Source organism: Chryseobacterium sp. CH25, from assembly GCF_004119455.1.
Lineage (GTDB): Bacteria > Bacteroidota > Bacteroidia > Flavobacteriales > Weeksellaceae > Chryseobacterium.
Map to the genome: position 1 here is coordinate 482,781 of NZ_NRQT01000003.1, position 10,753 is coordinate 493,533.

At 37.7% G+C, this 10,753-nt stretch carries 11 protein-coding genes; 7 read left to right on the forward strand and 4 right to left on the reverse strand.

Translation table 11 applies throughout. The features are described 5' to 3' along the window. Positions 1–73: 73 nt before the first annotated feature. The 7 genes from BOQ64_RS10325 (at position 74) to BOQ64_RS10355 (ending at position 6,697) form a co-directional block, all read left to right on the forward strand. The gene (locus BOQ64_RS10325; protein WP_129058005.1) at positions 74–835 is read left to right on the forward strand and encodes a siderophore-interacting protein; all 762 of its coding nucleotides are present in this window, start codon (positions 74–76) and stop codon (positions 833–835) included. Positions 836–910: 75 nt separating this feature from the next. Next, positions 911–1,348, forward strand: coding sequence for a universal stress protein (locus BOQ64_RS10330; RefSeq protein ID WP_129058006.1), 438 nt, complete (start codon positions 911–913; stop codon positions 1,346–1,348). 71 nt (positions 1,349–1,419) lie between these two features. After that, the gene (locus BOQ64_RS10335; protein ID WP_129058007.1) at positions 1,420–2,757 is read left to right on the forward strand and encodes a TolC family protein; all 1,338 of its coding nucleotides are present in this window, start codon (positions 1,420–1,422) and stop codon (positions 2,755–2,757) included. 8 nt (positions 2,758–2,765) lie between these two features. After that, positions 2,766–3,824, forward strand: a complete 1,059-nt coding sequence (locus BOQ64_RS10340; protein ID WP_228448301.1) for an HlyD family secretion protein — start codon at positions 2,766–2,768, stop codon at positions 3,822–3,824. A 6-nt stretch (positions 3,825–3,830) separates the two neighbouring features. Further along, on the forward strand, positions 3,831–5,384 hold the full coding sequence (locus tag BOQ64_RS10345; RefSeq protein ID WP_228448303.1) for a DHA2 family efflux MFS transporter permease subunit: 1,554 nt from the start codon (positions 3,831–3,833) through the stop codon (positions 5,382–5,384). 43 nt (positions 5,385–5,427) lie between these two features. Continuing rightward, the gene (locus BOQ64_RS10350; protein WP_129058008.1) at positions 5,428–6,111 is read left to right on the forward strand and encodes a siderophore-interacting protein; all 684 of its coding nucleotides are present in this window, start codon (positions 5,428–5,430) and stop codon (positions 6,109–6,111) included. A 10-nt stretch (positions 6,112–6,121) separates the two neighbouring features. Next, positions 6,122–6,697, forward strand: coding sequence for a Crp/Fnr family transcriptional regulator (locus tag BOQ64_RS10355; RefSeq protein WP_129058086.1), 576 nt, complete (start codon positions 6,122–6,124; stop codon positions 6,695–6,697). A gap of 156 nt (positions 6,698–6,853) precedes the next feature. On the opposite strand, the gene BOQ64_RS10360 is transcribed toward BOQ64_RS10355, so the two are convergent. The 4 genes from BOQ64_RS10360 to BOQ64_RS10375 form a co-directional block, all read right to left on the reverse strand. Continuing rightward, the gene (locus BOQ64_RS10360) at positions 6,854–7,822 is read right to left on the reverse strand and encodes a T9SS type A sorting domain-containing protein (RefSeq protein ID WP_129058009.1); all 969 of its coding nucleotides are present in this window, start codon (positions 7,820–7,822) and stop codon (positions 6,854–6,856) included. A gap of 45 nt (positions 7,823–7,867) precedes the next feature. Continuing rightward, complete coding sequence (locus tag BOQ64_RS10365; protein WP_129058010.1) at positions 7,868–9,274, reverse strand: porin family protein; 1,407 nt, start codon at positions 9,272–9,274, stop codon at positions 7,868–7,870. Further along, positions 9,267–9,833, reverse strand: coding sequence for an RNA polymerase sigma factor (locus BOQ64_RS10370; protein WP_129058011.1), 567 nt, complete (start codon positions 9,831–9,833; stop codon positions 9,267–9,269). Before BOQ64_RS10370 ends, BOQ64_RS10365 begins: the two co-directional genes overlap by 8 nt. A gap of 94 nt (positions 9,834–9,927) precedes the next feature. Then, on the reverse strand, positions 9,928–10,503 hold the full coding sequence (locus BOQ64_RS10375) for a DUF4840 domain-containing protein (protein ID WP_129058012.1): 576 nt from the start codon (positions 10,501–10,503) through the stop codon (positions 9,928–9,930). Positions 10,504–10,753 lie beyond the last annotated feature (250 nt).

Consider the following 10,753-nt stretch of genomic DNA (forward strand, 5'->3'; position numbering starts at 1 on the left):
TATCAAATACCGTCAAATGCATCCTTCCTATAACTTACTAAAAGAAAATATTTTACAATAAAATTCAATCACAATGAACTCAACAGAAACAAAAAAAATACGTTCAGTGTTTCATGTGAAACATAAAGAGTATATTACCCCCCATTTCATCAGGGTTATTTTCAATATTAATGACAATCAGGCAGAAATGCTCACTCATGTAAAATCTGGTTCAAATAACAAGATATTTATCCCTACAGATGAAACAGATACACAAGAAATCGTAAGAACCTATACCAACCGAAAAATTGATCTTGAAAATAGAGAGCTAAGCATTGATTTCGTAGCACACGGAGACAATGGACCTGCATCAGCATGGGCATTACATGCTCAGGAAGGCGATTTTTTAGGCATAGGAATGAAAGAAAGCACAAGACCTTTAGTTCCTGAAGCCGATTCTTATCTGTTAGTAGGTGATGCCACTGCCCTACCCGTTATCTGTGCGATTGTTGAACAGCTGCCTGAAGGAGTAAACGTTAAAGTACTGATGGAAACATTCGGAAAAGACGATGAAATACTCTCCTGCTCTGCTGCCAATGTAGATATTGAATGGCTTTATAATCCAACACCGGAAAAAGGAAGTCAACTTGCAGAAGCTGCCAAACAGTTTAAATTTCCTGAAGATGAACAAAGAAAATATGTATATGTTGCTGCAGAATATTCTACGGTAAAAGAACTTCGTGATTATTTCAAAGCTGATCCCTCTCTTGATCCCCGTGCTCTGCATGCTGTATCTTATTGGAAGGCCGGTGAATCGGAAAATCAGGCTGGATTGCATAAAAAACAGTCATCATAGGATCGTTTTTTAACCCAGGTCAAAGTTTTTATTCCCCGGATAAAGGAATTTTGCAACACGATTTAAATATAAACTATGAACATTCAATCTATTATCATTGCCCTGGATGAAAGTATCTTTTCTCCACGAATTGCTTCCCGGGGCTTTGAACTGGCCGTCTTTTTTAATGCTACAGTAAAGCTCCTGTTCGTAAGAAATAATACCGCCATTCTCAATGCCTCACTAGCCAATACTTCTATCGAAGATGATGACTCTATGGAAAAGCAAATGGCTAGAATTAAACAAGTTACCGAAAAATTTAGTTTGGTAGAACATTCAACCACCATCCTTAATGGTGATCCGCAGGAACAGATCATTCAATTTATGGCTGACAACAGCGCAGACCTATTAATTGTAGGTACCCATGGAAGAACCGGATTAGATCACCTCATCAGTGGCAGTACCGCAGAGTATATCATCCGTCACTCTACTACTCCAGTATTGGTTCTTCCTTACAATCACGAAACACACTAAATCTTATTTATCATAACTAACCTCTTAAAGCAAGCTCAACGCCTGCCTGGCGGAGCTATGTCTTACAACAAATGAAAACATTAATCAATCCACTTCTCTGGAAATCACTCTTACTATGCTTTAGCACAGCATTGAGTATTCCCGGAAATGCACAAATCCGTTTGCTTACCTTAAATCAAACGGTAGAAATGGCACTTTCAAACAGCAATGCCCTGAAACTGAAAAGGGCTTCTGTAGATCTCGCCATTAATAAATACAACCAGACCAAAGATCAGTCTCTTCCCACGGGAAGCGTCAGCGGAACATTTTCTCATACTGAAAATATCGCCAACCATATCAAACTGGGATCTCTTGACTGGGTACTCCCTAAAAGAGCCGAATCCTATGTAGGAAATGCTTCTCTTAACGAAACTGTTTTCAATGGTTTTAAACTGAAGTATGCAAGGCAGTCCACTCTCCTCCTTTCTGAAATTGCGAAATCCAATGTGAATCTTACTGAGGATGAGGTAATTTACACTGCGGTTCAAATGTATTTTGACCTGTACAAAATTTCTCAAAGCCAAAAAATTGTACAGCAGAATCTCACAGCAGTTGATAACCTTATTCAACAAGCGGAACAGTTTTACCGTCATGGCATTGTAACTAAAAACGATGTCTTACGATTTAAACTTCAAAGATCCGGAATTGAGATTACAGCTTCAGACCTTGAGGCTAACCGCAAAATCGTATGCTATAATATGAATGTCCTTCTCGGACTTCCGGACAGCCTTGACCTGCAGACAGATTCGGTGCTTTTAAAAGAAGAAACTCCTTTTTCATTGGAAGAATATCTTGATATGGCTTTTTCTCAAAGAAAAGAGCTTGAGCAAAATACCCTTCAATCAAAAGTTCAGATTTTTTCATTTAAAGCTCTGAAAGCTGATGAGTTACCTAAATTATCTGTAGGTGCAGGAATGGGATATAATCATGCAGGTTCTACTTTTATTCCTTCCAACGGAACTTTTATCGCTCCATTTTCTTTAGGAGCAACCGTTTCATGGGATTTTTCCACTTTATGGCTAAACAAGAACAAACTGGCTGAAATTCAAATCAATCAGAAGCAGACTTCAATAGAAAAGAATATCTGGTCTGATAAAATCCGAACAGAAGTTAATCAAGCTTATCAATTGTATATCAGATCATTAAACAAGGTCAATCTTCTTCACTCCTCTATTGAAGAGGCTACAGAAAATAACCGTATGCAGGCAGACCGTTACAAAAATAATGTAACCACTGTTACAGACCGTATTGATGCAAATGCTAAGCTTTATCAGGCACTTACCGATTTAGAAATTGCCCGTGCTGATGCTTCTGTGGCTTGGTATCATCTCCTGAAAGTTTCCGGAAAAATTTCAACAATTACTCAATAATAACAACTATGAACACTAACAATACTATGGAAGTTACTCCTTCAAAACAAAAAAAATACATTGTTCCCGTCATTCTCCTGGTCGTGATTGTCGCAGGAAGCATCTTCGGAATTAAACAATACTTTTACCATCAATCCCATGAAGATACAGATGATGCACAGATAGACGGTGACCTCAGCGCTGTGGTAACCCGTGTAGGCGGCTATATCGATTCTATTGGGTTTGAGGACAATCAACGTGTCAGCAAAGGACAGGTTCTGGTTAAATTGGAAGACCACGAATATCGTCTGAAGCTGGAACAGGCCATTGCAGCTCAAAAAACAGCAGGTTCAAAAATAGGAGTTTCTCAAACTCAGGTTTCAACTACTCATTCTGCATCATTAGGATATAAAGCTAAAGTTGATGAAGCTAAAGCTAAGTTATGGCAGGCCAATCAGGATTATGAACGCTATGCAGCTTTAATTAAAAACGGATCTATTCCGCAGCAGACTTTTGATAAGGCTAAAGCAGAGCGCCAAATTGCTGAAGCTGCCCTACAATCTGCGGAGGAACAGTACAAAACGGCTGTTGCTCAGATTGGAAACAGCCAATCCGAATTGGTTGTAACGAATACAGCAACAGGCCAGCAACAGGCAGATGTAGATTATGCTAAACTGCTTCTCTCCTACACTACTATTAAAGCTCCTGTTTCAGGAATTGTTACGAAACGTCGTGTACAAATGGGTCAATTGCTTCAGGCCGGACAAACGTTATTTGCCGTTGTAGACGAAAATAATCTGTATGTAACCGCTAATTTCAAAGAAACCCAGATGCAGCACATCCGCGCAGGGCAAAAAGCAGAAATTATTGTTGATGCTTACCCTAACGAACCTATACAAGGCGTTGTACACAATTTTGCAGGGACTACAGGAGCAAAAATGTCTTTGTTACCTCCTGATAACGCGACAGGTAACTTCGTGAAGGTTGTACAGCGTATTCCTGTAAAAATAAAAATTAACGCTACTCCGAAGCTCCTTAAGAAGATTCGTCCGGGGATGAATGTGGAGGTAAGCGTATTAACTAAATAACTCAACATGATGGCTGAGAAAGGATTTAGAAAATGGGTGATCACGTTTACGATGGTATTGTCATGTATGCTTGAATTTTTAGATACCACCATTGTGAACGTTGCTATCCCTCATATTCAGGGAAATATGGGTGCCATATTAGAAGATGTTGCCTGGGTTTCTACCGGTTATGCTGTTGCCAATGTCATTATTTTACCCATGTCCGGATGGCTGGGAAGCCGTTTTGGAAGAAAGAATTACTTCTTATTTTCCATTATTGTTTTTACCATTGCTTCAATGCTTTGTGGGAATTCCCATACGCTGGTAGAGCTAGTCACGTTCAGAATTCTGCAAGGGTTGGCCGGTGGTGGTTTGATCTCTACGGCGCAGGCTATTTTGCTAGAAACCTGGCCACCAGAAGAAAGAGGTACAGCAACAGCGATTTTCGGTTTTGGTGCTGTGGTTGGGCCTACTGTAGCTCCTGCTTTAGGAGGATATCTTACGGATCATTTTTCATGGCCGTGGGTATTTTATATCAATCTTCCTTTGGGAATTTTAGCTGCAATTCTTACGTATCAATATGTGAGGGAAACACCCAAAGAAAGTACGGGAAAACCTGTTGACTGGTGGGGAATTCTGTTGCTAACCATTGCTGTAGGAAGTTTACAGACTGTACTTGAAAAAGGGGAAGAAAAAGACTGGTTCGCAACCAATTATATTACTGTACTTTGTGTGACTTCGGTGATTGGTATTTTATTATTTATCTGGCGGGAAACAACAACAGAACATCCGGTTGTGAATCTTAAATTATTCCGATACAGAAGTTTTTCTGCGGGAATGGTTACATCTTTTCTCTTTGGAATTGGATTATATGGATCGGTATTTATATTTCCACAGTTCTGTCAGAGCTTATTAGGTTTCTCGGCACAACAGACAGGATTTCTGCTGCTTCCTGGACAAATCTTTACTATCGCCCTGATGCCAACCGTAGGAAAGCTTCTGAAAAAAGGAGTTCCACCACAGCTATTTGTGATCGCCGGATTCCTCTGTTTCTTTATTTTCCCGATGATTATGAGCAAGGCGACCTTATCTTCCGGAAATACAGACTTCTACTTTCCTCTTTATTTCAGAGGGATTGGAATAGGACTTTTATTTGTGCCTTTGATTACGTTGGCTATTAAAGACTTAAAAGGTCCGGAAATCGGACAGGGAGCCGGATTGTACAATATGATGCGTCAATTGGGAGGCTCTTTCGGAATTGCAGGGCTGGCTACATCTGTTCACATCGGAAAGGGACAACATAGGAATTATCTGTTGGAAAACGTCAATGAATATGGATCTGCTTATTGGGAAAGAACCCAGGATTATATTTCAAGCTTCATGGGTAAAGGGTTCTCTCATTCTGATGCTTCTGAAATGGCTTTACATGCGATAGATAAAGTCATTAACAAGCAGGCAATGCTGATGGGCTTCACAGATGCTTATCAATATCTTGGGATTGCCATGCTTTGCTGTATTCCGTTTGTGTTACTGCAAGGCTTTAAAAAGAAAAAGGTAGAAATACCGGCAGATGCTCATTAATATTTGATTTTAAAACAAAACATCACTCCAAAACGGTCACAAAATGAAACCAGAATTAACCAATATCAACAGCGGTGAAATTATTGCTTCGAAAAAGCTCACCTCTACGGCATGGCACATGAAATTAAGAGTTCCTTTTTATATAGAATTGAATATGGACAGAAATCCAGGGTATATTATCCCTTTATTAACAGAGAATGAGGATCAGGAAGGAGTTTTACTCATCAGATCCACTTTATGGAATTACGATGTGGTACGAAACACTTTAGAAATCATTATTTACAAACGAAAAAATAATGAAGAATGGCTTGAAAATCTGTCTTCTGGAAATATCATCCAATATCTTGATCCTGAAGAAATCATTATTCAAGGGTTGAATGCTGAAACGTATTACCTGATAGGCAATACAGAGGCACAGGCATTTTTCTATCAGTTCAACAGAAGTCTTCCTTTTACAAGCACAGTAAACAGCTTTATCTACAGCAAAAATACAGGGGATTTTTTCCCGGATATTGATGGAAGTTATCCGCTCAACTATCACATTATTTATCCCTACAGTCCTGAGCGGGTAATCCATCTTTTTAAAAAGGACCTTAGCAGGGAGACTGAAAGTTACACTATCCTGCTTTTCTGTGAGCATGAGGTGAATATGCTGTTTTCACAATACTTTAAAAAGGAATGGGGAGCCACTGAAAACCAAATCAGAATTGCAAATTATAATCATTAACACTTCCATCATGTATTCATTATTGGCTGAAAAAATTTCCCAAATCACTTCAATTGATGAAGAAGGAATGGAAATCGTTCTGTCTTATTTTAAATATTTCCAGATCAAGAAAGAAGAAATCCTTCTGAATGAAAAGGAACATTCTACCAAAATTTATTTCGTAGTGAAAGGCTGCCTCAGAATTTATTTTCTGCAGGCAGATGGTACAGAGGCAACAAGATACATTGCTTTTGAAAACAATTTTGCCAGCAATCTTGTAGGATTAATCACTGGTGAAGGTTCTGAAGAATATATTCAGGCTCTGGAAAGTTCTGAGCTTCTTTATATTTATTTCAGGGATTTTCAAAGTCTTCTGAGTAGAGTTCCGGGTTGGGAAAAGTTTTATATCTACTATCTGGAAAACGCTTATGTGAACAACACCCGTCATCTGATGAGCTTTTTAACCATGGATGCCACGGAAAGATATAAACAGCTTCTGGAACAGAATCCGACTGTTGTGCAAAGACTTTCTAACAGGATGGTAGCCAATTATCTGGGAATATCACAGGAATCTTTAAGCAGACTGAAAGGAAGGCTTTATAAATAGAAAAACAACCAACTAACATCCTTATTTTTTTTACCAGGCTCATTATTGGGTCTGGTTTTGTATATCAATATAAGCTGTTACAAAATAAAATCGGCACAAAACAGATTGTGCCGATTTAACCACTATTAAAAACTAACGAAAAGATTATTTAATCCTTTATTTTTTTATCAATTTATTTCTATAAATCTCTCCTTTAACGCTTTTGGAAACGATGATATAATTTCCGGGTACCAAATGACTTACATCAATGGCTTGTCTGTACTGATGGTTATCTTTCTTAAGAACCAGTTTTCCGGACATATCCATAATAGCAACCTCTTTGTATTCCTCTGATTCTTTCCCGATATAAAGGAATTGCGCCGTAGGATTTGGATATATATTTAATTTATTTTCTTTTGGTTTTGTTATTTCTCCTGTGCCTAAATTTCCACAGAACTCCCAATTCCCATACTGCAATTCTACAAAGGCAAACGGATCTAACATTTTACACTGATCTGGACAATATTCTGTACAGGCATAAAATCCATATTGCCCGGGTTCAGTAGCAGTATAGGTATCTCCTGTCACATTAGGAATCACACAAGGATCGCCTGTAAAAGGAGCTGTAGTTGTAGGAACGCACTTAAACCAAGTATGTGGACCGTAAACTACAGGAAACACATTATCAAATTTCACGGGAGCTTCTGAACATACATGTACTATTCCACCATCTACAATTTCATAGGTTCCCGGAACAAAAGTGGACATCATTGCAGGAAGTCCATACACATATCCGTCTCCCATTACTGCCTGGCTTTCTGCCGTACAGTCTCCCTGTGTAACTGCTACCTTAAAATAATACAACTGGTCATTACTTCCATTAATGGTTAGCTGCTGAGAGGTAGCTCCCGGAATTGCCTGCCATGGATTATTGTTAGGAGTCTGCCAGGTCCATTCTTGTTTATACCACTGATACGTAGAATAAGTCTGTGTAGTGGACAGTATTTCATCTTCACTCTCACAAAACAGGATCTTATCTGCAAAGACAGCTCCTAATCTCGGACTGGTAATGGTAGGCTCACACTGTGCCTTTATATTCAGAAGGTTGAACAATAAAAATGTTAAAAAAATCAGTTTTGTTTTCATATATATTGACATTTAAGTTGATTTCTGTTTTAAAAGTCATCAGCATTAATCAATCAACAACCTGATCCCGAATTTCACATTAAAATGCAGAGGTTTTTCCTTATAAATGGTATTGGGAGAATTCTCATCTTTAAAATGATAGCCAATACCCGGTTCTGCATAAATTCCCAATCTGTTTACCACCTTCACCTGTAATCCTACTGCCGTATTCACTGAAAACGACAGTGGCTTATGATCCAATTTTTCATTTGAAGTTTCTTTTACCTCATCATTTACTACATAACTTGTTGTAATAGTTCCTGATATAGGTTTTTCTACCAAAGCTCCTCCTGTAACATATCCTGTAAATCGTCCTTTCTGAATAACATTATAATTAACCTGAACAGGAATTCCGATATAATGAACTTTCTGCTCTCCTTTAATATAATTATCATCACTTCCGGAATGAAGTTCAGAGGCCAGCTTGGTATAATTCAGTCCGGTTCCTATTCCCCATCTTTTACCCAGATTATAATACACCGACAATCCGAATGTTACCGGAACTTTATGTCTGATCCTTGCTTCTACCGGTTTATTTTGATTAGCCAGCAGTATTTGAGTCAAAGGATCTTCTACATAACTGGAAGCAGCCCATACCTGTTCAAAACTCATAGGCTTTCCACTTACAGAAGCATAACCATTGAACTGCTGTTCTGCAGAATTGGATGATGCATTTCCTGTGAGCATACTCAGCATCCATTTCTTTTCAGATCTGGATTTTCCATTCTTAGTTTTGGTATTATCTGCATATTTTTCAGATAACTCTTTTTCTATCTTATTTACCTCGTCTTCAATTCCTTCATTCTTTATTTTACTATCCGCCAAAGGCATTTCATTCGGTTTATTTTCCGCCTGAGAACTTAGTATGTCTCCAACCACAGGCATTTTGGTAACAGCCTGTACCTTTTCTTTATTTCCCGTTTCTTCTCTTCCTGCCTTTTCAGAATTTGTGTATTCAATATTTCTTATAGAAGAATGTACTGCATTAATGGTATTCTGAGCTAAAGAAATATCTGCCTTTGAGTTGTTCCAAATCTTTCTACTCTCTTCCTGTTCTTCATTATTCAAAGGCAGATTTGTATCTGTTTTTTTATTATTTTTATTAGAATCTGATGGATTCTGTGAAAGTGTACCATGGTTTTCTTCCGGCATTATTTTCATGATTACAAAAATCAAAACAGCTGCTGCTGCAACACTTCCGATGCGATAAAGCCAGGATTTATTTCCGTCCCCTACCGCGTCTATCTTTTTCTCTTCATTTTCAGCATCAATTGAAGGAATAAAGCCCGGCATCAGCTTATTTTCTTCTTCTGAGAACAATTCATCTTTGATGTCATCCCACAATCCTTCCGGAACCTCTTCTTCATGGTTCTCCATTCTGCTACGCAGGTTATTGAGCCACTCGTTATTCATATTGTGCTTTTTTTGACATTTTAAATTCCTTTATTTTCTGAACCAGCAGCCCTTTTGCACGGTGAAACTGTGATGCTGAAGAGTTTTCTGCAATTCCCAGCAGCAATGCAATTTCTTTATGGCTCTTATTTTCAAACACATACAAATTGAAAACGGTTCTGTATCCGTCCGGAAGAGACTGAATCAGTTTCATAATATCTTCTTTCGGGATTTCCTCAAAATCCGGTTCTTCTTCATGGGGAAGATCGGGAAGATCTTCTACCTCAACGGAAGATTTAAAGTCTCCTTTCTGCCTGATATGCTTCAGAGATTCATTCACTGCAATACGGGTAATCCATGCTCTAAGTGAGCCATCTCCTCTGTATTCAAATGATTCTATAGAACGAAACATCTTGATAAAACTATTCTGAAGTATATCATGTACATCTTCCTTTTCAACAATATACCGGGAACATACATAGGTAAGATTACCTGAATAAGCTCCAAAAAGCTCTTTCCAGGCGGCTTCCTCCTTCTGCAGAAGGCGGTTTACCAAAATCTGTTCCTTACTTTCTCCCATGTACTGCTCCAGTATACGATATATGATTAAATTTTTAAAGCAAAAAATAGATTGCACCGTATAAATACAATCTATTTATAGTAATAACCATTAATTAATATTTTACACAGAACGGAAAATTATAATTAATTGCTTCATAAGGGGCAAGTACTGTACCATCTACGGTAATTTTCTCGGCAGTTAAAGCGAATCGCAGTGAGCCGTCCATCCCTACAAAAAAACCTTTCTGTTTAGCATTCAATGTCACTTCTGTTTTTTTGATCTTTCCATCTACAGGAATCAAGAGCTCCATAGATTTGGGAGCCAGGGATAGCTCAATCACATTGTTTACCGTATTGATAGAAGCTGTATATTTAATTTCATACTTCACCTTTCCTATTGTCTTAAGAGCCTCTTCTGTCTTTACCGGATCTTTTACTACTGTTTTCACAATTTCATCCACAGGAAATTCTGAAAACATAATGGTGTCCTTTTTTGCTTTAAAATTTTTTATTTTTTCTGTTTTGTTTTCTCCCTGTATGGTAATAAGTCTTCCTTTATAATCTCCATTCAGATCTTCCAGTCTTACCGGTCTGATTTCCGGGCCATCAACACTACATGAATACAAAGTAATTCCTGTTATTACAATTAGGATCGCTGTTAAAAATTGAGATACTGTAAATTTTTTCATTGCATTATTTTTTCATTAAACATTAATTATTTTGAGTACTCATTGATATAAATCTCATTTCCCGGAAATCTTGCATTATTTTTTCAAAAAACCAACATTTTTCATAACTCACTGATTTTATGGATGAAAAATTTGATTCAAATAATTATTTATACAATAAAAAATAACAATCATTTTGAATTTCATATTCTGATGATTTCATTTTAATGCTTTCAGTATCTTATAATAAAAAAGGAAGCTACCCTATGCA

What these genes read in the sequence shown, in the direction of transcription:
- BOQ64_RS10350 (WP_129058008.1), top strand. Translation starts at nt 5,428, where the DNA reads ATGAAACCAGAATTAACCAATATCAACAGCGGTGAAATTATTGCTTCG.
- BOQ64_RS10360 (WP_129058009.1), bottom strand. Translation starts at nt 7,822, where the DNA reads ATGAAAACAAAACTGATTTTTTTAACATTTTTATTGTTCAACCTTCTG.
- BOQ64_RS10325 (WP_129058005.1), top strand. Translation starts at nt 74, where the DNA reads ATGAACTCAACAGAAACAAAAAAAATACGTTCAGTGTTTCATGTGAAA.
- BOQ64_RS10365 (WP_129058010.1), bottom strand. Translation starts at nt 9,274, where the DNA reads ATGAATAACGAGTGGCTCAATAACCTGCGTAGCAGAATGGAGAACCAT.
- BOQ64_RS10330 (WP_129058006.1), top strand. Translation starts at nt 911, where the DNA reads ATGAACATTCAATCTATTATCATTGCCCTGGATGAAAGTATCTTTTCT.
- BOQ64_RS10340 (WP_228448301.1), top strand. Translation starts at nt 2,766, where the DNA reads ATGAACACTAACAATACTATGGAAGTTACTCCTTCAAAACAAAAAAAA.
- BOQ64_RS10375 (WP_129058012.1), bottom strand. Translation starts at nt 10,503, where the DNA reads ATGAAAAAATTTACAGTATCTCAATTTTTAACAGCGATCCTAATTGTA.
- BOQ64_RS10345 (WP_228448303.1), top strand. Translation starts at nt 3,831, where the DNA reads ATGATGGCTGAGAAAGGATTTAGAAAATGGGTGATCACGTTTACGATG.
- BOQ64_RS10335 (WP_129058007.1), top strand. Translation starts at nt 1,420, where the DNA reads ATGAAAACATTAATCAATCCACTTCTCTGGAAATCACTCTTACTATGC.
- BOQ64_RS10355 (WP_129058086.1), top strand. Translation starts at nt 6,122, where the DNA reads ATGTATTCATTATTGGCTGAAAAAATTTCCCAAATCACTTCAATTGAT.
- BOQ64_RS10370 (WP_129058011.1), bottom strand. Translation starts at nt 9,833, where the DNA reads ATGGGAGAAAGTAAGGAACAGATTTTGGTAAACCGCCTTCTGCAGAAG.